The organism is Pseudomonas sp. IT-196MI5, from assembly GCF_949767415.1.
Classification (GTDB): Bacteria; Pseudomonadota; Gammaproteobacteria; order Pseudomonadales; family Pseudomonadaceae; genus Aquipseudomonas.
In genome coordinates this window covers 13,357-35,021 of sequence record NZ_CATKPZ010000023.1, presented here as the reverse complement: position 1 = coordinate 35,021, position 21,665 = coordinate 13,357, and the positions used below count along the sequence as shown (strand labels likewise).

Below are 21,665 nucleotides of genomic sequence, written 5' to 3'. Positions count from 1 at the left end.
CTGGCAAGCACTATTTGCTGAGAATGTGGATCGCGACGGCGGCCTCCTCAATACCCTGCAAACCGCCGCCGTTCTCCTGGATTGCATGGCGTGCGCCATGTACCTGGCGTGCGCCAGCCTCTCCGCGCAGTTGCGTCACCAGTTCGTAGAGCTGGCCAATCCCGGTAGCACCGAGTGGATGTCCTTTCGATTCCAGGCCACCTGAGGTATTGACCGGGATGCGCCCGCCCAGGGTGAATTCGCCACGTTCAGCCGCAGGTCCGCCCTGACCGAACGGGACCAGGCCCAGGTTTTCGACCTGAATGATTTCGCCCATCGCCGAGGCGTCATGGACTTCGGCGACATGCATGTCTTGCGGCCCCAGGCCCGCCTGTTCATAGGCCAGGTTAGCGGCCAGGTGACCGACGTTCAGTTCCGGCTGATCGAGCCGGCGATGGCTGAAGCTGCGGATGACGCTGGCCGCTACCTTGATGCAGCGGCGCCTGTCGGCACCGATGCGTGCGAGTCCTTCCTCGGTGCACAGGATGGCCGCTGCCGCACCGTCCGACAGCGGCGCGCACATGGGCAGGGTGAGCGGGTAGGTGATCGGAGGGGCGGCAAGGATTTCGTCGATGCTGAAGGCTTTGCGAAATTGCGAGTAGGGGTTATGGACCGAGTGAGTGTGGTTTTTTGCCGACACCGCTGCGATCTGTCGCTGCGTGGTGCCGTAGGTTTTCATATGCTGGCGGCACAATGCGGCATAGATGGCCATGAACTTACTGTAGGGCTTGTCCGATTCCGACCCGGCGGGCGGCACCACGCCTTCGCCCATTTTCACCAGCGTCTGATAATTCTCTTCGGCGCGAGAAACATCCCAACCAGCCTCGAACAGCGAGAGGGCTTTGAGCTTATCCGGGATGTTCATCTTTTCCGCACCCAACGCCAGCGCGATACTGGCTGTACCGGCCTTGAGACTTTGCACGGCCAGATTGAAGGCTGAGCTACCCGAAGCGCAGGCATTCTCGATGTTATAGATAGGAATGCCTTCAATACCGATCTTGCTGAACACGACTTGACCGGGGATCGAGAGCTGGCCTTGCAACGGGCCATTGGTCATGCCGGCATAAAACGCGATATCGAGATCGGCGGCACTGCAGTGGGCGTCCTTCAATGCGCCCTGGAAAGCCTCGCGTGCCAAGTCGTCGAGGCTGCGTTCGATGTGGCGACCGAAGACGGTCATGGCGATGCCGGCGATATAGATATTGCTCATTGAAAATTCCTTATATTCAGTGGGTCGGTGCCCAGTTCGCACCCCTCCGGTTGTGTCAGATCTTGCGGGCCGAGTTTTTCCAGTACGGCTGACGCAGTTCTTTTTTCAGCACCTTGCCCACCGGACTACGTGGCAGGCTGGTAGTGAAGTCGACCGACTTCGGCGCCATCACGCTGCCCAGCTTGGCCTTGCACAGCTCGATAAGCTCCCGCTCGGTGGTTTCCTGGCCCGGGTTGAGTTCGACCACGGCCTTGACGGCCTCGCCCCATTTCTCATCGGGCACGCCAATCACGGCGCAGTCCTGAACGGCCGGATGTCCCCACAGCACTTGCTCGACCTGGCTGGGATAGACGTTGAAACCGCCGGAAATGATCATGTCCTTTTTGCGATCGGTGAGGTGCAGATAGCCTTCGGCATCGATATGGCCGATGTCGCCGGTATGCAGCCAACCGTCGACGATGGTCTCGGCGGTCTTCTCCGGCTGCTTGTAGTAACCCTTCATGATCAGGTCGCCGCGCACGCATATTTCACCGCTTTCACCGCGCGCCAGGATCTGGTGGGTGTCGCTCATCACTTCGACGCGCACCAGCGGGTTAGGGCGGCCGACCGAAGACAGGCGTTCGTCGTCGGCGAATTGGTCACCCACCAGATGCTCGTCAGGACGAAAGTTTGCGATGCTGGCCGGTGCTTCGGTCTGACCATAGCCGCCGGTCATGACCGGGCCGAAAATCTCGATCGCTTTCTTCAGCTTGTCTACCGACATTGGAGCTGCGCCGTACATCAGGTACTTCACCGAGGAGAAGTCCAGCTTCTCGATACCGGGAATTTCCAACAGCCTGTAGATCACCGTCGGCGGCAGAAAGAGCTCGCTGACCCTGTGCTGCGCAATGGCGCTCAACATCAATGCCGGATCGGGTTTGGTAATAACCACGACAGTGCCGCCTTGCGCCGTGCAGGGTACGGCCAACAGGCCGGCAGTGTGGGTCATCGGTGCAGCCGCCATATTCACCGGCTTTTCACCATTGCGATAAGCACAGGTCAGCATGAAGTGGGCGATGAACGTCTGCACGCTGCGGTGGGTGTTCATCACTCCCTTTGGCGTGCCCGTTGTGCCACCGGTAGGTGAGACCGCCACCACGTCGTCCATGTCATAGGCGACTTCGGGACGGCTCGCCGACTGGCCGGCACTCCATAGCTCCAACGAAGGTGCATCGACAGCGTCGGCGTCGATACAGATCCAGTGCCTGATCTTCGGCAGCCTGGGCCGTAGTTCGGTGATGATTGGCGCGAAGTCGTTCTGGTAGAACATCACCTCGCAATCGAATGCGTCGAGGATGTAGTGATTCTCTTCGCTTGAATTGCGCGCGTTGACTGGAATCCAGGTCATGTTGGCGCGCCATAGACCCAGTGTGCAGGCCCAGGCGGTGACGTCGTTACCTGACCAGACGGCACCCTTGGTTTCCTTCGGCAAGCCCAGTGCAAGCAGCTTGTTGGCGATGCGACACGAGAGCTCGCCGATTTCGTTGAAGGTGTAAGAGCGCTCGCCCTGGATGTAGGCGACCCCGGCAGGGTTGATGCCCCAGCCGCGATCGTAAAAGTCGATGATGGCCATAAGTGGTTCCTGTACCGGTAATCAGAGTTTGCTAACGGTGGCACGGGCCAGGCCGCGCTCTTCCAGGAAACCGAGCAGATAGCGGTGTCCAAAAGCCTTGGAGCCGGAAGCGAAGCCGACCTTGTTGGTGTCGTCGTCGAGCAGCCTGATCGCCGCCGCGGCCTGTAGGGCACCGGTGGAAATATAGGGTGTGACGCCATGCACGGTAGCGCGCACGGCGGCCAGGTGACCGCGGCCGATAGCGATGTCGACGCTGCGTTGCAAGGTGGTGCGTTCGCGGGGCGGCATGCTCGGCGTGGTGGCCTCCACCAGGCTCCTCACCACCGCATCCTGCTGCTCCTTGGACAGGTGCTTGTATTCCGCTTCCCACTTCTGGCTCAGACCATGCACCATCGGCATCACGTTGTTGTCGTAGAAACCGACCGCGGAGGTGCAGGCGCGTACGCGCGGATCATGCTCGAAGTAAATCGGCAGCGAGGTTCCCCCCCAAGGCAGGCAGAAAACCGGCTGCATGAAGTTAGGGTCGACAATGTTGAACGAAGCGGTGGCCGGGTGCTGCACCAGCTTGTTTTCCCACAGGTAGAACTGCTCCCTGTGGAACAATTCGAAAATCGAGGCTGCCGAGCCCAGGCTGACTCCTGCGACATCACGCGGGCCGCGGCACAGGGCGGCGGTTTCCAGTACGTCGATGCCGGGGGTTTCCAGCGCCAGTTCGGCGGCGATCTCGGAGAAGCTGTACATGTAGGACAGCGATGGCGAAACCAGCAGACCCGCCTGACGATAGAGTTCGCCAAATTGCTCGCGAACCTGACGGACGTAGCTTTGCTCGCCGGTGGTATCTATGTGGTGGCAGCCGGCCTTGAGCGCGGCTTCAACGGTGGTCAGACCGAAGTTGACGAAGGGGCCAACGGTGTTGCAGACCACCTTGGCCCCTTTGAAGGCGGCGCTCAGCGACTCGACGTTGTGCTCGGCCTCGATGATTTCGTAGGTCGCCGACTCCAGGCGTACCACCCGTTGCGCCATCATTTCCTGCGCACGCCTGGCATCGCGCGCCACCGCGGTGAACGGGATGTTCTGGTCGATCAGCCAGTCCATGGTCAGCATGCCGGTGTAACCGCTGGCCCCATATACAACTACAGGATACTTAGCCATTTTTGTTGTCTCCAAAGTTTATTGTTTATTGTTAGTCGGGTGTGGGATCAGTACCGCGGCCAGCCGTCTTCGTAGAGTTCCTGTACAAGGAAGCCAAGGCGGGTGGTGAGCATCATGTTCTCGCCGTCCTCGATCAGCGCGGCGCGGGCATCGCGGAACAACTTCTCCATGGGGTACTCGCGGGTCAGGCCGTTGCCGCCGAACAGCTGCATGGCATCGCTGACCACGCGCATGGCCTCTTCGGTCACGGTGACCTTGCCGGAAGCCGTGGCACAGGGGTGCCCCTGCGGGGACAGGCGCGCATAGGCCAGGGTGCGGCGGGCGACAGCCCGGCAAAGCTCGACACGACGCATCATGTCGCCGATGCGGTAGCGGGTAAGCTGGTGGTTGATCAGCAGTTGGCCACCCTGCTTGCGCTCATGGCAGTAGGCCAGGGCCAGTTCGAAGGCGGAACGTGCCACGCCAGTGAACCATTGCGCCATGTGGGTGCCAGCGAACGACCAGGTCGACATGACGTTGCCGTAGTACTCGTCCTGCAGGGCCACGGCGAAGCGCTTGGGAATCCGCACGTTGTCGAAATACACCTCGCCCTGGGGCAGGGCGCGCTGACCGATCTTCTCCAAGGGTTTGCCCCTGCTGACACCGGGCAAGTCCAGGGGCACGATGACGGAGATGCCATAGGGCAAGCCATTGGCATCGTAGAAGCCGTTGCCATAGTCGGCGGTCATGTAGGCCAGAGCCACCTGGGCCACCGCGCCGTTGGACACCCAGGCCGAGCACTGGCCGTTAATGACGATCTCGTGCTCGCCGACTTTGGCGAAGAGATTGCCCTTGTTGCCCAACTGCCCCGGCACCCAGTCGCGCTGCAAGTCGAAGGCGCTGACATCAGTGCCCTTGTCCGGATGGGTAATCATCCAGCAGCCGATTTTTCCGGCACTCAGATCGATCAGCTCCTGGTTCCCTATGGCTTTGGCCATCTCGTTCGGGAAGGTGCTGACGCCCAGGGAAACCGCCAGGCCGGCATCGCCCCAGCCCATTTCCTCGCCGATCATAGACTCGACGCGTATAGCCGTGTCCGACGGCAGCTCGGACAGCAGGCCGGAATCCAGGCCCAGCTTGGCGGCTTCGCTGAACACGCTGTAGTACGGCGAGCCGGGGGCGACCACCTGCTCTGCGGTCATCTTGTCGAGTTCCTGACCAAGGGGCCGCATGAAATCCTTGGCAAAGCGATGCACGCTGTCCTGGATGCCGCGCTCGACCTCGTTCAGGGGCGTTTCAAAGCCGGTTATTGAAATGTCAGGCAGGTTGATCCGGTTACTTAGTTTCATGATGGGTCTCGTCTTACGCGAGCGGCGGAAATTCGGTTGATTATTGTTCTTCCCGACATCGACAACTCACCTGAAAAGCGGTCATATTTGTCAAAATATGCTCATCCCGAGATGCCCATGAATCCGCAACAACAGGTCCATGAAACACTGGGACTGCCCTTGCTGGGTGGCCTGGTGTGCAGTGACATCCCCTTGTATGCGGAGCGCTACTTCCTGCATACGACCGATCTATCCGTCCCGCCCGTTGACTTCATGGCCCTGCTGACCCAGTTCGGTGGCTCGCGGGCGGATGAGGGGGCAGGGGGCGAGTTGCGCTCAACATCGATGCCCCGCTTGTCAATGCTGCTGCCGGCAGGTTGTGCCACTCAGTGGCACTATTCCGGCAGCATTGATTTCGCGGTTTTTTATCTGCCCGAGCGCACTGATGGCGTGTTTCGACAATTGCATGAGCTATGCGCTGGCGCGCAGGCACCATTGCCCGTCAGTGATGGTTTGGTGAGCGCAGCGGCCCGGCAATTGATGGATGAGCTAAGCCTTGGGAAAGGGGCTGATCAGGGGTTCATGGCAAGATTGGCCATGGTCATGCTTGAGCAGGTGTATCGCGCGCTACGAGTTGACGCGAGCAGAGGTATTTATCCGCCGCATATTCATCTGGCGCGCCTGCATACCGTACTGGTCTTCATTCGCGAAAATCTGGGGCAGGAACTCTCGATCAGCACGCTGGCTGGCCAGGCGGGTGTCAGCCCGGCTCATTTCCGACGGCTGTTTCAGCGCGCCATGGGTATGCCGCCCCATCGCTATGTGATGAATCTACGACTGGAACATGCACGTGATCTGCTCATGCAGACCGATCTGCCTATTTTGCATGTGGCACTGGAGTGTGGTTTCAGCTCCCAGAGCCACCTGACTGCAGCGTTCAAGGTTGCGCACGCCAGTACACCGGCCGAATACAGAGCGCTGGCTGGAAGGTAGCGGGTTCTTTGGCGTGGCGAGCAGGTCACTGCACTGGATTGCACCGCAGTTCAAGTCCTCGAACTATTCCATGGTAGTGTTCGACCGTTTGGAACTGTATCCAGGGACCCTCAGACGCTCCTTGGGTAGGCGTCTCTCAACCACCAGGGTCTGAAAGAAATGGATTGCATAGAGCCCCAACTGATCCTCAAAACGACACCGCCGCGTAGTCAGAAATCGGCACGGATGCGAAGCCGCCTGGGTATTCATACCCAGGAACTGACAGACAAAGTGGTGATCGCCGTTCAAGCGCCGGCAGGCTTCGGCAAAACCTTTCTGCTGACCCAATGGCGCCGTGAATGTTTGTCCCACGGTGCCGTGGTGGCCTGGATGACGCTGGATGCACAGGATGATAGTGCGCGTTTTGTCCAGGGGCTGGGAGTTGCCATGGCCATTGGCAGCGGTCGGCCGTCGTTTGCCCGCGCATTCGAGCCTATTGCGGGATTGGGGCGTGACGAACAGGAAGGGCTGACGCAGTGGTTGGCGGAAGTGGCTGATCTGGGTAGCGAAACCGTATTGATTCTGGATGAAGTGGATACCCTGCCCGAGCTGACGATCCGTTACTCGCTGACGTACCTGTTGCACAACGCGCCGGCCAATTTGCGCATCATCATGGCCTCTCGTACACGGTTGAATCTGCAAGTGGCGGACCTCGCGGCAAGAGGGCTTTTCACGACGATCATGACAGCGGCTTTACGACTGAATGTGGAAGAGGCGGTCGCCATCCTCAATGACCGTTTCGGCGCAAGGGTTGATGCCGACCTCTGCATGCGGCTGCACGAGATAACCGAAGGCTGGCCGCTTGGCTTGCAATTGGCGATTTCGGCGTTGGAGAAGAGCCCGAACCGGAGTGCGGCAGTCGAAGGATTGTCGACTTGCCTGGGTGATATCCAGCGTTATTTCGTCGACGGTCTGCTCGCACATCTTCGGGAGGAGCAGGTTCGTTTTCTGACCGGCATTGCCTTGTTGGAAATGGTCCAGCCCTTGTTATGCGAGGCACTGACGGGCAACGCTCGCTCGGGTGAATTGCTGAAGGAATTGTGTGCCTCGACACCGATTTTTGTTGAAAGCATCGACAGTGACTGGGTGCGCATCCATCCATTGGCGCGGGAATTTCTGCTCGGCCGTTTTGCCGATTTGCCGTTGGAGGAACGTCAGGGTTATCACCGGCGCGGCGCCGTGTGGCTGGAACAACACGGTTTCCTGGAACAGGCCGCCCGGCAATATCTGTTGGCCGGCATGCCCCAACCGGCCTATACGTTGATTGGCAAATGCCTGTACGAAGTCGCGTTGCAAGGGCAATTCAGCCGGGTGCTGGAGTGGGTCGAGGAGCTTGGCCCCGCTGACGTGTTGGCGCATCCGCGCATCTGCCTGGCGGCGGCCTGGACATTGGCAATGGGAGCGCGTCAGGCCGAAGCGGCGCAATTGATTGCGGCTATTGAACAGCATCCGTCCGCCGACGAGGCGACACGTTGTGAAGCGGTCGCCATCGCCGCCACCGCCGCCTTCTTTGCGGACCGTCCGGATCAATCCCATGAACTCATCATGCCTTGGGTCGATCGATTGCCTTCATTCTCAATCACGGTGCAAGCCTTGGTCGCGAACCTGATCGCCCGGCTGACGCTGTTGCAGGGACAACCGGAGAAAGCCCGGCGAATCTTTCAGCGAGCAGCGATTTACGCAGGTCGTCCTGGCCTTGATGCCATACGCGGGTATGGCGAGTGGGTGGTCGGTCTTGCTTATTTATACGAGGGTCGAATGGTGACGGCGCGCACTGCGCTGCACGATAGCCTGTTGCATGCCGAACGGGACATCGGTCGGCGCAGTCCGGTGGCGGTCATTCTAGCGAGCGCTCTGGCGACGGTGTTGCTGGAACAGGGGGAAATTCAGGAATCCGCTATGGTACTGGCGAACAGGCTGGATATCGTTGAGCGATTGGCGTCCCCCGATGCCATTGTGCAGGGTTTCCTCGCCGCCGCTCGACTGGCCTCACTCCAGGGGCAGGTGCATCGCGGGCAGGACCTGCTCGAGGCGTTATTCGCCCTTGGAGAAGAGCGAAATATTCCACGCTTCTGCATTGCCTCCCTGGGAGAGCAAATACGCCTGCATGCCCTGCAGGGACGCAGCGATACCTGTCAGGCCTTATGGCGACGGCTGGACAGTTTCACGCCGGTTATTGCCCGTGAGCGAGCAGGGTTGCTGGGTCCGGAGCTGGACTTGCTGGCCGGGGTAGCCAACGCATATGCCTTACTGGCCCAACGTGACTGGGAGGCTATGCTGGCGGTGCTGGACAAGGTTGGCGAAACAGCCGAATACCTGCGTCGTGGGCGAGACATCGTACAGATCAAGCTGCTCAGGGCACTGGCACTTCGGGCGACCGGACAGGGCGGCACCGACTATTTGCTGGAGGCTGTCAGCCTCGCGCAAGAAAACGGTATGTTACGCGTGGTGCAGGACACCCATCCGGACCTGATCAAATGGGAGCAGACGCTCCAGGGTGAAACGGTCCCGTTGCTTGCGACGACCTCTACGCCCGCACCTGTTCCGCGACCGGAATCCACCCCATCGAGCGTGTCCCCGAGTCGTCTCTTGACGCCCAAGGAACGCGAGGTGTTGCAGCTATTGGCTCGCAACCTGTCCAACAAGCAAATCGCCCTGGCGCTGAATGTCGGCGAGGAAACCGTGAAGTGGCACCTGAAAAACCTGTTTGGAAAATTCCAGGCCGGCACAAGGCAGCATGTTGTCGCGCGTGCATACATGTTGGGAATTCTCGAGACAGCGGGCTAATGCCAAGCCACCACCCGAGATGATCCGTCCGGATCATTCTTCAATCCCCCCAATCCGATTTCCAGCCGCCCCCCCAGTCAATGGGGGGGTTCGCTTTTCGACTTCGCAATAGTCTGACCCCACAAAAGCGCCGACGTATCGGCGAGTGGGAGCAGGTTTATGTCTGAAAGAGTGCTGATCGCGGGTGCAGGAATGGCGCCGTTTCTACCGCTGGGTGGTTCTGACAGTCATGCGGCGTTGGCGGGGCAAGCCATCCGTGCGGCGCTGGCCGATGCGCGGATCGACTATGACCTGGTCGACCAGGTGTTTACTTCCTGCGTATACGGTGAAGCCGGTATCGCCGAGCAGATGCTGTCGCAGATTGGCTACACGGGCGTGCCGATTTTCAGCCTCGGCGATGGCTGTGCGTCGGCCAGCAGTGCTTTCCAGTTGGCCCGCAATAGCCTGCTGTGCGGCCAGGCTGAATGTGTCCTGTTGGTTGGCGTCGAGTGCATGCCGGCAGGCATTTCCAATCGTGAGTTTTTCGGTTTGAAAGATCTCGCTCGCGATGAATCGGCAACGGTCAGGCAGGATGAGAACCCCAACGGCTTTATCGAGCGTCGACAACAACCGGCGCTGCTGTTCGCTGCCCAAACCAGCTGGTTATTGACACGCATGGGCATTGCTCAAAGCAGCTTCGATCAAGTGCTTGAGCGGGCACGGGCCCAGGCCGGGCGCAATCCCTACGCCGTATTGAACCGCGTGCCGGATCGCGACGGCTGGCTCACGCCTTATCTGTGCCCACCCGCCTGCGGCGCGGCGGCCATCCTGCTCTGTACCCCGGCCTTCGCCCTGCGCTTCGGCGCTCGGGCGGACGTCACCGTGCTGGCCAGTGTCAGGGGCAGTGACAGCGCTTCAGAGCAGGAAGCGGGGTGCGTGCTGGATGTGCTCGGACAGGCGACCACCCGGCGAGTCGCGCAGCTGGCCTATCAGCAGGCGGGCCTCGGTGCCGAAGACATCGACGTGGTTGAACTGCACGATCAAAGCGTCGGCGACTTCATGGTCAATAGCGCCGCGCTGGGCTTTTGCCGGGAGGACGAGATCGATCGATTCGTGCAGCAAGGACACCGCCTGAAAGGGCAGATGAATGCGGTGTGCCCATCGGGTGGCTTGCTGGGACGTGGTCACGCCCCGGGTGCCACCGGATTGGCGCAACTGGTCGAGTTGGTCTGGCAACTGCGCGACATGGCCGACGGCAGGCAAATTGCTGGCGCCCGCACGGCTTTACAACATAGCACCGCCTTGGGCCGGGCGGTGTCGGTCACCCTTTTGCAGCACACCTGAGAGGAGGCTCATTACGCCGTGATTCAACCCATGACTTTTCGTAAACCATAGAGCAGGTGGCAAGCTAGATGAACAAAAATAATAAGATCTGCCATGCAAACCTTCGCAAAGGGTTGTTGGCCTCCGCCATTCTCACCGGCCTGGGCATCGCGCCCGTGGGGGCTGTGGAGATCAACACGGGGAATGAAGACTTTGCGGTTCGCTTCGACAACACGCTGAAGTTCAACTATGCCCAGCGCGTGGAAGCCCCCAACAGTAAGCTGGCCAATTCGTGGAACAACAATGACGGGGATCGCAACTTCTCCTCCGGCAGTCCCGTTTCTCAACGACTGGATGTGCTGACCGAACTGGACGTGGTTTACAAAGAAAAAGCCGGATTCCGTGTCAGCGCCAACACCTGGTACGACCACGCCTACGACGATATTGGCAGCGACAACGCCTCGACCAATCAGCTCAACAACGGTAAGCCGGACTCTCGTCATCAAAGCGGTTACGCCGATCGGTATTACAACGGTCCTTCTTCGGAAATCCTCGATGCCTTCGTGTTCGGCAGCGCTGAAGTCGGCGATGAATCACTGCTCAGCGGCAAGCTCGGCAAGCACACCGTTTACTGGGGCGAAAGCATCCTCGCCTTTGCCCATGGCAACAGTTATGGCCAGTCCGGCCTGGATATTTCCAAGTCGCTGGCGGTCCCGGGAACAGAAGCCAAAGAACTGTTCATTCCGCGTAATCAGTTGTCCACCAGCTTGACGGTCAGCCCGGAATTGACCCTCGCCGCGCAGTACTTCCTGGACTGGGACGCCGCGCGGTTGCCGGAGTCGGGCACTTATCTGGGGTTCAACGACGGCATTCAAAATGGCGGGCACAACCTGTCGTTGATCGGCGGCCGAAACCCGCTGTTCGGCACACCTGGCCCACTGGGTGCCAACCAGTTCCTGCGGCTGAGCAACGGGCATACGTTTACCCCGGACAATCAAGGTGACTTCGGCCTGATGGCCAAGTGGAGCCCGGAATGGCTGCAGGGTACGCTGGGTTTTTACTACCGCAAAACCTCCGACATTCTGCCCAACCTGGTGTTGCAGCCAACGGCGGTCGGCCCTGCGCAACTGATCTCCGGCAATGTCGGCAGCTACAACCAGTTCTATGTCGACGACATCGATATCTACGGCATCAGCCTGTCGAAAAGCATCGAAGGTGTCAGCGTCGGCCTCGACCTGAACTATCGCCACAACATGCCGCTGGCCAGCGTGCCGGCAACGGTCAGCCCGGCCGCCGGTGCTGCCGGTTTGCCTGGCTTCATCAGCAGCTTTGATGGTGACAACGGTGTGGCCCGAGGCAACACCGTGCACGCGGTGCTCAACGGCTTGACCACGTTCGGTGCGACACCGGTCTGGGACAGCTCGACCTTGCTGGTTGAACTCGCCTACAGCCGCTGGCTGGACGTCACCGAGAACAAGCAGCTGTTCAAAGGCGAAGACTGGTATCGCGGTGTCGACAAGGTCACCAAGGACAACTACGTCCTGGGTGTCAACTTCAACCCGACCTGGTATCAGGTGTTCCCCGGCATCGATATGTACCTGCCGGCCAACTACAGCGTCGGCCTTGCGGGCAACTCGTCGGTTCAGCTCGGGGGTAACAAGGACTCCGGCAGTTACTCGGTGGGCGTTGGCATGGACGTGCACAACCAGTACCGGTTTGACCTGAAGTACGTGGACAACTTTGGTCCGTTCGACACCTGCGGCTCAGCCGGTGGTGCCGGTGCACAGGGCGAGGGTGCCGCACCAGGGGCCAACGGCCAATACAACTGCGTACCGGGGCAGACCACTGCTTTCGGCGGTACTCAGCCTCAGCTCAAGGATCGGGGCATGGTCACTTTTACCTTCAAAACGACCATTTGATCGAAGTCTTTGCTTGTTAGCAGGAGTCACTCCATGAAATTCGTCAACACGCTTTTGTTCACTGCATTGACCGTTGCCATCGCCGGTACGGCACAGGCAGCCGTGGCCCCCGATGAAGCGGCCAGACTCGGCAACAGCCTGACAGGTGTCGGCGCTGAAAAGGCCGGCAATGCCGACAACACCATTCCGTCCTACACCGGCGGTCTCACCACGGCACCGGCCAGTTTTCAACCGGGCAGTTCGTTCCGTCCGGACCCTTACGAGGCCGACAAGCCACGCGTCGTCGTCGATGGCAAAAACGTCAGTCAATACACCGACAAACTGACCGTGACCACGCAAGAGCTGCTCAAGCGTTACCCGACGTTCCGGGTCGATGTGTTTCCGACCCATCGCAGCGTTGCGCTGCCTCAACGGTTGCTGGATAACACCGCAAAAAATGCCGTCGGCACCAAAACACTCGAAGGCGGGGTAGCACTGGAAAACGCGTTGCCGGGCGTTCCGTTCCCGATCCCGAAAGATGGCTATGAGGCCATGTGGAACCACCTGCTGCGTTATCAGGGTTACGCCACCAATATCAAATACGACTCCTGGAACGTCGACAGTTCCGGCCGGGCGATACTGGCCACGACCGGTAATGGCTATCTGGAGTACCCACTGTACGATCCGAAGCGTACGGAGCCGGCGAAAGAAACGGATCTGTTCTTCAAGACCAAACTCTACTACCAGGCCCCGGCCCGTCGCGCAGGCGAAGCCATCCTGGTGCAGGATGCCGTCAACCCTCTGAAAATGGAGCGTCGTGGCTGGCAATACCTGCCAGGTCAGCGCCGCGTGAAACTCGCACCGGATATCGCCTACGACACGCCAAACCCTGGCTCGGCCGGTGCTTCGACCTATGACGATGCCTGGGTATTCAACGGCGCAATGGACCGTTACGACTTCAAGCTCGTCGGCAAGAAGGAAATGATCGTTCCGTACAACACGTACAAGTTGAACTATCACAAGGACGCTGCGGATATCACCACGCCGCATCACGTCAATCCGGACCTGATGCGCTGGGAGTTGCACCGCGTGTGGGTGGTCGAAGCCACGCTGAAACCGGGCAAACGCCACATCTACAGCAAGCGCACCTTCTACCTCGACGAAGACAGCTGGATCGCCCTGGCGTCGGATGAGTATGACGCCAGCGGCAAGCTGTACCGCGGATCCTTTGCACACCTGGCATACAGCTATGACGTGCAGGCGCCGAACTCCGATAACCACATGATTTATGACCTGGTCTCTGGCAGCTACAACATCACCGGCATCTACGGCCCATACGGCGGCGTCAAGTACATCGACCCGCTTTCCAAAGCGCAATGGGCGCCTGAGTCATTGGCCGGCACGGGTATTCGCTGAGCCATAACGCAGGTGTTTTTTTGTCGTCGACAGTGTGTACCGCACTGTTCGGCGGCTTTTTTTGCCGAGTAGACCTCATGAATACATTTAGATGGATTACGCTCGCTGCGCTGACTGTGGCGTTGGCTGTGCCATTCACCAGATGCGTCGTCGCCGCCGATTTTGTCGACGTGCTGTCGAGCCCCGCGATTCAGAGTGAAAAGGCGATCAGCGGTGTGTTCACCGGGTTGACCCGTGCAGGTCAGCGCCTGGTCGCCGTGGGCCAACGCGGCCATATTTTCTATTCCGATGATAACGGCGTCCGCTGGCGCCAGGCACAAGTGCCGGTCAGTTCCGATCTGGTGGCCGTGCAGTTTCCGAGCCCGACGCAGGGGTGGGCGGTCGGGCACGACGGCATTGTGTTGCACAGCGACGACAGTGGTGAAACCTGGACGCGTCAGCTCGATGGCCGTCAGGTGGGGCAGATCATGCTCGAACATTTTCAGAGGCAAGAAGGGCAACAGCCCAATGAAGCGTTATTGGCTGAGGCTCAACGAATGGTCGATGAAGGGGCTGACAAACCTTTTCTGGACGTTTGGTTCGCCAATGATAAAACCGGCTATATCGTCGGCGCGTTCAATCTGATTTTCCGCACCGAAGACGGCGGCCGCAGCTGGGTTCCGTTGATGGATCGCACCGACAATCCGGGGGCGCTGAATTTCTACGGGATGCGTGCAATCGGCGATGACCTGTTCATTGTCGGCGAGCAAGGCCTGGTATTGAAACTGGACCCGGCAACGCAGCGTTTCATCAACATCCCGACGCCCTACAGCGGCAGCTACTTCGGCATCACCGGCAAGCCGGGCTCGGTGCTCGTTTATGGCCTGCGAGGCAATGTCTATCGCAGCGTCGATCACGGCGCGAACTGGGACAAGGTTGAACTGGGTCTGTCCTCGAGCATCACCGCGAGCACGATCACCGCCGATGGCCGAATCATCCTGGTCAGCCAGGCCGGGCAGGTGCTTGTCAGCACCGACGACGGAGCCAGTTTCACGCTAAAGCCACAAGACCGCCTGGGGCCCGCCGCCGCGGCGCAGGCCATCGTATCGGGCACCGTGGTGGTCGCAGGCGCACGGGGCTTGCGCCAGTTGCCCTTCGAATGAGCCCACCCCTACATAATAAAAAGAGACGAGCCACTTCATGGGTAACTACAACCTCGATACGATGCCGGTGATCCGAGAGCTGAAGGGCTTCGATGCACGCTCCGGCAATGTCCTTGAACGCCTGATCTTCAACCATCGCCTGCTGGTGGTGCTGACCTGCCTGATCGTGACGGTAGTGCTGAGCTATTTCGCGGCCACTGGGCTGACGCTCAATGCCAGCTTCGAAAAGATGATTCCGCAGAGTCAGCCGTACATCAAAAACTACCTTGAGAATCGCCAGTCGTTACGCGGGCTGGGCAATACGGTTCGGGTGGTGGTGGAAAACACCGACGGCGACATCTACGACCCCAAATACCTGGAGGTGCTCAAGCAGGTCAATGACACCTTGTTCCTGACCCCGGGCGTGGACCGGGCCTGGATAAAGTCATTGTGGACGCCTGCCGTGCGCTGGACCGAGGTCACGGAGGAGGGCTTCCGCGGTGGCCCGGTCATGCCGGACTCCTACGACGGTTCGGCCAGCGGGGTCGAGCAACTGCGCTTGAACATCGCCCGTTCCGGCATCATCGGCAGTCTCGTCGGCAATAATTTCAAATCGAGCATGATTGTGGTGCCGCTGCTGGAGAAGGATCCGGTCACGGGCGCCGCAATCGACTATCACCATTTTTCGCGGATGCTTGAAGAGCAGCTGCGCAACAGGTTTGAGTTTGCCGGCAGCAGCGCGGTACACCTTGCCGGTGAAGAGGGCAAAGGTCCGATCAAGATCCGCGTGATCGGTTTCGCCAAATTGGTGGGCGATCTGATCGATGGCCTGATGCTGATCATGATGTACTTCGGCGCCGCAGCACTGATCGCCACTGCCATCATCTTTGGCTTTACCCGTTGCGTGCGCAGCACCGCGCTGGTGATCCTGTGCTCGGTGGTTGCGGTGGTCTGGCAACTGGGTCTGATCACCTTGTTCGGTTATGTACTCGACCCGTTTTCGATTCTGGTGCCGTTTCTGGTGTTCGCCATCGGCGTGTCCCACGGTGCGCAGAAAATGAACGGGATCATGCAGGACGTCGGACGCGGCACCCATCAGTTGATCGCCGCTCGTTACACCTTCCGCCGTCTGTTCCTGGCCGGACTGACCGCATTGCTGGCCGATGCCGTGGGTTTTGCGGTGCTGATGCTGATCGACATTCCGGTGATCCAGGACCTGGCCGTCACCGCGAGCATTGGTGTGGCGGTCTTGATCTTCACCAACCTGGTGCTGCTGCCAGTGCTGCTGTCTTATTGGGGCGTCAGCCCCAAGGCGGCGGCGCGCAGCTTGCGTCAGGAAAGGCAGGAGCTGAAGGGGGCAGGGCTGGGCAATGTGTGGAGCCTGCTCGACCGCTTTACCGAGCGTCGCTGGGCGACGGTGGCGGTGGTGGTGGCCGGGTTGCTGGCGGTAGGTGGCTTCATGGTCAGCACGCATTTGAAGATCGGTGATCTCGATCCGGGTGCTCCCGAGCTGCGCGCCGACTCACGTTACAACCGCGACAACGCCTACATCACTGCCAACTATTCGCTGTCCAGTGACCAGTTTGCGGTCATGGTCAAAACCGCCAGCGAAGGTTGCCTGAAATACGAAACCCTGGTGGAGGCCGATCGTCTCGGCTGGCTGCTGCAACAGCAACCGGGCGTGCAGACGACCGTGTCGCTGGTCAACGCGGTGCGCCAGATCACGGCGGGTTCCTATGAAGGCAACCCGAAAATGCTGACCGTCGCGCGCAACCAGAACGTGCTGAACTACGGCGCGCAACAGGCCTCGGTGAACAACCCGGAACTGTTCGACAGTGATTGTTCGATGATGCCGGTGATTGCTTATCTCTCCGACCACAAGGCCGAAACCCTCGATCACGTGGTGAAAGTGGCCGATCAGTTCGCCCGTGAACACAGTAACGACGATCGACAGTTCATGCTCGCCGCCGGTAGCGCCGGGATCGAAGCAGCGACCAATATCGTCGTGCGCGACGCCAATCGCACCATGCTGTTCTATGTGTACGGCGCGGTGATCGTGCTGTGCTTCATCACCTTTCGCAGCTGGCGGGCGGTGGTGGTGGCGGTCGTGCCGTTGATGCTGACGTCGATTCTCTGCGAGGCGTTGATGGTCTGGCTGGGTATGGGCGTGAAGGTCGCGACCTTGCCGGTGATAGCCTTGGGAGTCGGCATCGGTGTCGATTACGCGCTGTACCTGCTCAGCGTTCAGCTGGCTCAGCAGCGTGCCGGCCTGTCGTTGACCGAGGCCTACAGGAACTCCGTGGCCTTCACCGGCAAAGTGGTGGCGCTGGTCGGCATCACTCTGGCGGCGGGCGTTATCACCTGGGCGTGGTCGCCGATCAAGTTCCAGGCCGACATGGGCATCCTGCTGACCTTCATGTTCATCTGGAACATGGTCGGCGCCTTGGTGTTGATCCCGGCACTGTCGCATTTCCTGCTCCGTCGTGCGCCTTGATCAACGCTGAAAGGCTATTTACCCAGTGGCACGATCAGCGGGCCGGCGAAGGCCTGCATGATCAACGCCACGGGTTGCTGGTGGCTGACCAGTTGGGCCATGGCGTTCATGTAGGGCGTCAGGTGACGAAAGTATTTCTTGTAGCTCGGACACAGGTAGTTCAGGCCCGGCTCGCCGTTGGGCGCATTCATGAAGCGGTTTTTCGGGCATTCGCCATGGCAGGCGAAGCGGTAATCGCATTGCTGGCAATACGTCGGCAGTGTCTCTTCCTTGGCGGCGCCAAAGGCTTGTTGCGCCGCAGAGGCGAGTAGCACCGCAGGATCATCGGTCTTCAGGTTGCCCAGCCGATACTCGGGATACATGTAGTGATCGCAGGAGTAGACATTGCCGTCGTGTTCCACGATCGCCGCTTTGCCGCAGCGCGGGCTGAACAGGCACACCGAGGCCGGCAGCTGACACCATGAGGCCAGCGCCCATTCGAAGTTCATGACATGAACCTCTCCGACATCCTGGCGCACCCACTCGTCAAAAATCGTGATGAGAAAATCGCCATAGGCCTCGGGGGCAACCGTTTGCTGCGTCACCATCGCGGGCTCCGGCACCGCATGCAAGCGCAATTCCGGCGGAATAGCGAAATGCAGACCCTGACTGACCTGTGAGGCGCTGGGCTCGCGTTCCACCACGGGGTTGAACTGAATATGACGAACGCCTTCAGACTTGAGGAATCGATAGATTTCCAAGGGGAATCTGGCGACATCGCGCGCCACGGTAACCAACACATTGAAGTCAACGCCATGTTGCTTGAGCAGTTCCAGACCGCGCATCACGTCATCGAAACTGGAGTGTCCGCGCTTGTCGGGGCGATAGAGGTCGTGGACGAATCGCGGGCCATCGAGGCTGATCCCCACCATGAAGCGTTCACGGGCGAGGAATGCGCACCAGTCGTCACTGAGTAACGTGCCATTGGTCTGCAACGTGTTGCGAATGACTTTGTTCCCCGCGAACTGGCGTTGATACAGGACCGCGCGTTGGAAAAAATCCAATCCCAGCAACGTCGGTTCGCCGCCTTGCCAGGTAAATTCGACTTCAGGCGTGGGCTGGGCCTCGATGTAGCGCTGCACATACAGACGCAGCACCTCGTCGGTCATGCTGAAGCGTTCCCTGGGCGGGTAAAGCTGTTCTTTTTCGAGGTAGAAACAGTAACTGCAATCGAGGTTGCAGATCGGCCCGACGGGTTTGGCCATGAGATGCAAGCCCTGGGGCGGGGTTTCGTGGGTAGGCATGGGGGCAGGGTCCGGGAGTCATCAGTCTGCCGCCCGGTTATCCGGGCGGCATAGAGGGTCAAGGCAGATACGTCACGTGTACATCCTTGACCTTGCCATTGAATGCGAAGGGCGCACGCTCGAAATAGTCCAGGGTGACGGGGGAGCCGAGGTCTTGGGCCACGTCGAAGGTTTCGCTGGCGGTGAACGTCAGTGCCGGAGTGAACGGCGTCACCCCTTTGGCGGCTTCCTGCCCGTCGAGTCGCAGGCTCAGATTGGCCGGCGCTCCGGGCTTGGCTGACGACAGGGTCGTCAGCACTTCGATACTGACTTTGCCGGCGGGTACTCGTTCGGCCGAACGCAGTTTGACTCGAGAGATAGCCAGCGCGTTGTACTCATAGATCAGGAAACCGTCATCCATGTACAGGCTGACCCCGCCACCGATACCGCCCAAGGCATACAACACACCGGTGGCGTTAGCCGGAACGTCGGCGTCGACGACGACTTTGCTGTTCTGATTGCGCAGGTTGGGGGCCGCAAACTCCGGAAAGCGCTGGACGCGATCACTGAAGTGCCATTCGCGTTGGCTGCTGGAGATTCGTGCGGTCGGATCGAGGAAGGGGTAGAGACCGGCACCAATCGGATAGACATGGTTAGCCTTGGCCTGCACGTCAAACTCCGCCCTCAGTTCCGCAAGCTTTTGCGGATTGCTCGCGGCTACATCGTTGGCCTGGGAGTAGTCGTCTTGCAGGTTGAAGAGCGACCATCGGTCATTCGCCGGATTCCAGCCCATGAACTGCGCAAAGCCTTGCACCCAGGGTTTGCGTGGGCCAAAAACCGAGGCCATCCAGCCATCCTTATAGATGCCGCGACTGCCCAAGACTTCGAAGTATTGCGCCGGTTTTTTCGACTTCACCTGAGCGTCGTTGAAGGTGTAGCGCAGGCTGACACCATCCATTGGGTCCTGAGCGATACCGTTGACCTCTTTGGGTGGCGTGATCGACAGCACGTCGTAGACCGTCGGGGCAATGTCGTTGACATGGTGGAACTGTGCGCGAACCCGGGCGTCGGCCTTGATCTGTTTCGGCCAGGAAACGGCCAGCGGCGTGCGCGTACCGCCGAAGTACCCGGCGACCAGTTTAGTGCCTACGAATGGCCCTGAACCTGCCCAGGCCCACGCGGCGTTGTACATGCTTTCAAGTTTAGGGCCGCCGAGCGCGGACAAGCCGCCATACATCTCGTCGAGGACTTTCAACTGCTGCTCTTTGGGAACCGGAATCCCGTTTTGGGCCAGCAACTCATTGATCGTGCCCTCCATTCCCTCGGAAGAAGCGCCGTTGTCGCTGAAGACATAAAAGATCAGCGTGTTGTCGCGCTTACCTTCACGCTCCAGTTCGTCGAGGATCTTGCCGGCTTGCGTGTCGGCATGTTCCAGGAAACCGGCATACACCTCCATCAGCCGTGCCTGATACTGTTTCTGTTCGGCAGACAAGCTGTCCCAGGCTGGGAGCTCCGCCGGGCGTGGGGTGAGGACGGCGTCCTGCGGGATAAAGCCCAGCGCTTTCTGGCGAGCGAACGTCTGCTCACGATAGGCGTCCCAGCCACCGTCGAACTTGCCTTTGTATTTATCGGCCCATTGCGCATTCACCTGGTGCGGGCCATGTACGGCACCCGGCGTCCAATACATGAAAAATGGTTTTTCCGGCGCGTAGGTCTGATGGTCTTGCAGCCAGTTTACGGCCTGATTGGCGAGATCTTCGCTGAGGTGATATTGCGGATCTCGCGCCGGTTCGATTGGCGTTGTGTCGCGGTACAGCCGCGGTTCGTACTGAGAGGTTTCGCCGGCCAGGAAACCGTAGAAATGTTCAAAACCGTAGGCCGTCGGCCATGTATCGAAAGGACCGGCCGCCGTGGTGTCCAGGGGGGGCGTGTTATGCCACTTGCCGAACGCGGCGGTGCTGTAGCCATATTGCTTGAGCACCTCGGCCATGGTCGCCGAGCTTTTGGGGATCTTGCCGGTGTAGCCTTCCCAATCGGTGGCCAGCTCTGCGATGACGCCGTTGCCAACCCGGTGATGGTTGCGTCCGGTGAGCAATGCGGCGCGAGTAGCGGAGCTGATGGCCGCAGTATGAAACGCGTTGTAGCGCACACCGCTGTCGGCGACCCGACTCAGGGTCGGCGTATGGACTGCGCCGCCGACGGTGTCGGACTGCGCGAAGCCGGCGTCATCGAGCATGATCACCAGAATATTGGGGGCCTCGGCAGGAAGGTGAGATGGCTGCTGACGTTTCTGGTGCTTCGATTCTTGCAGCGTCGGTTTGGCGTCACTGGCCGAGGACGTCGGCGGGAAGGGCAGTGAGTCTTGTGCGGATGCGACCGAGCTGGCCAACAGTGCGCAGAGTTTCAGGGTGAAACGTCCGGCGGGTTGCCGCTTCTGGGACATGGGTGTCTCCGTTTTTTATTCATTGCAACGGCGCAGCCGCCCGGTCGAACACCGGACGGCCGAGAGATTGGAGGGCGGGTCAGACCGCAAAACTGGTGATGTCTTTGGGCTCGATATCATTGGCCCTGCAGAATGCCAGGTAACGATCCACGCTGGATTTCCAGTTCTCGATGGCCACGACGTTGTTGTTATCGTCGTAATACAGCAGGTCGCCCTGGGTGATGTTCAAGGTGATCAGTTCATCGCCATATTCAGTCAGCACGATCGGCGTATGACTGGAACCTGCGGTTTCGAACACCACGCCGCCCTGTGTCGAGATCCAGTCATGCTCCAGGTATTTCCAGCCACCCTTGACGGTGTAAACGATGACTGTGCCGGAGTGATGGTGCTTGGGCAGGGAAGACCCGGCCGGGGCCTTGAGCAAGGTGATGGTTTCCCCGCGAACCGGGTCGCATTTGATGTATTTGATGAAGATCTCATCGCTGTAAGGTGCGAACGGAACCCACGGCAGGTCCTCGTCGTTGATGGAGGAGGTGTCGATGTTTTCATAAAACATGCTTGTTGTTCTCTGTTGGACGGTGGAAGGGTAT

Annotated in this window: 14 protein-coding genes; 7 read left to right on the top strand and 7 right to left on the bottom strand. The window is 59.7% G+C overall.

Features of this window, described 5'->3' with window-relative positions:
* Positions 1–10: 10 nt before the first annotated feature.
* The 4 genes from ACM6IK_RS17175 to ACM6IK_RS17160 are packed head-to-tail and all read right to left on the bottom strand — an operon-like array spanning position 11 to position 5,341.
* On the bottom strand, positions 11–1,249 hold the full coding sequence (locus tag ACM6IK_RS17175; RefSeq protein WP_414875289.1) for a thiolase family protein: 1,239 nt from the start codon (positions 1,247–1,249) through the stop codon (positions 11–13).
* Between the two features lie 55 nt (positions 1,250–1,304).
* Positions 1,305–2,861: a class I adenylate-forming enzyme family protein gene (locus tag ACM6IK_RS17170; protein WP_414875288.1), complete on the bottom strand. Its 1,557-nt coding sequence runs from the start codon at positions 2,859–2,861 to the stop codon at positions 1,305–1,307.
* Between the two features lie 21 nt (positions 2,862–2,882).
* Positions 2,883–4,013 (bottom strand): saccharopine dehydrogenase family protein, encoded by a 1,131-nt coding sequence (locus tag ACM6IK_RS17165; protein WP_414875287.1) that lies wholly within the window; start codon positions 4,011–4,013, stop codon positions 2,883–2,885.
* A gap of 47 nt (positions 4,014–4,060) precedes the next feature.
* Positions 4,061–5,341 carry an acyl-CoA dehydrogenase family protein gene (locus tag ACM6IK_RS17160; RefSeq protein ID WP_414875286.1) on the bottom strand — a complete coding sequence of 427 codons (1,281 nt, stop codon included), beginning with the start codon at positions 5,339–5,341 and terminating at the stop codon, positions 4,061–4,063.
* Between the two features lie 36 nt (positions 5,342–5,377).
* On the opposite strand from ACM6IK_RS17160, the gene ACM6IK_RS17155 reads away from it, so the two are divergent.
* From ACM6IK_RS17155 to ACM6IK_RS17125, 7 genes are all read left to right on the top strand, one after another.
* Positions 5,378–6,313 (top strand): helix-turn-helix domain-containing protein, encoded by a 936-nt coding sequence (locus ACM6IK_RS17155; protein ID WP_414875285.1) that lies wholly within the window; start codon positions 5,378–5,380, stop codon positions 6,311–6,313.
* A 225-nt stretch (positions 6,314–6,538) separates the two neighbouring features.
* Positions 6,539–9,139, top strand: a complete 2,601-nt coding sequence (locus ACM6IK_RS17150) for a LuxR C-terminal-related transcriptional regulator (RefSeq protein ID WP_414875284.1) — start codon at positions 6,539–6,541, stop codon at positions 9,137–9,139.
* A 159-nt stretch (positions 9,140–9,298) separates the two neighbouring features.
* On the top strand, positions 9,299–10,462 hold the full coding sequence (locus ACM6IK_RS17145) for a thiolase C-terminal domain-containing protein (protein ID WP_414875283.1): 1,164 nt from the start codon (positions 9,299–9,301) through the stop codon (positions 10,460–10,462).
* A 68-nt stretch (positions 10,463–10,530) separates the two neighbouring features.
* Complete coding sequence (locus ACM6IK_RS17140) at positions 10,531–12,360, top strand: DUF1302 domain-containing protein (RefSeq protein WP_414875282.1); 1,830 nt, start codon at positions 10,531–10,533, stop codon at positions 12,358–12,360.
* 33 nt (positions 12,361–12,393) lie between these two features.
* Positions 12,394–13,755, top strand: coding sequence for a DUF1329 domain-containing protein (locus ACM6IK_RS17135; RefSeq protein ID WP_414875281.1), 1,362 nt, complete (start codon positions 12,394–12,396; stop codon positions 13,753–13,755).
* A 77-nt stretch (positions 13,756–13,832) separates the two neighbouring features.
* Positions 13,833–14,897 carry a WD40/YVTN/BNR-like repeat-containing protein gene (locus ACM6IK_RS17130; protein WP_414875280.1) on the top strand — a complete coding sequence of 355 codons (1,065 nt, stop codon included), beginning with the start codon at positions 13,833–13,835 and terminating at the stop codon, positions 14,895–14,897.
* 37 nt (positions 14,898–14,934) lie between these two features.
* Positions 14,935–17,370 (top strand): efflux RND transporter permease subunit, encoded by a 2,436-nt coding sequence (locus tag ACM6IK_RS17125; protein WP_414875279.1) that lies wholly within the window; start codon positions 14,935–14,937, stop codon positions 17,368–17,370.
* A 14-nt stretch (positions 17,371–17,384) separates the two neighbouring features.
* Here ACM6IK_RS17125 and ACM6IK_RS17120 read toward each other — a convergent pair whose 3' ends face one another.
* From ACM6IK_RS17120 to ACM6IK_RS17110, 3 genes are all read right to left on the bottom strand, one after another.
* Positions 17,385–18,653, bottom strand: a complete 1,269-nt coding sequence (locus tag ACM6IK_RS17120) for an anaerobic sulfatase maturase (RefSeq protein ID WP_414875278.1) — start codon at positions 18,651–18,653, stop codon at positions 17,385–17,387.
* 58 nt (positions 18,654–18,711) lie between these two features.
* The gene (locus tag ACM6IK_RS17115) at positions 18,712–21,075 is read right to left on the bottom strand and encodes an arylsulfatase (RefSeq protein WP_414875277.1); all 2,364 of its coding nucleotides are present in this window, start codon (positions 21,073–21,075) and stop codon (positions 18,712–18,714) included.
* 79 nt (positions 21,076–21,154) lie between these two features.
* Positions 21,155–21,631 carry a 2,4'-dihydroxyacetophenone dioxygenase family protein gene (locus ACM6IK_RS17110; protein ID WP_414875276.1) on the bottom strand — a complete coding sequence of 159 codons (477 nt, stop codon included), beginning with the start codon at positions 21,629–21,631 and terminating at the stop codon, positions 21,155–21,157.
* Between the last annotated feature and the right edge of the window lie 34 nt (positions 21,632–21,665).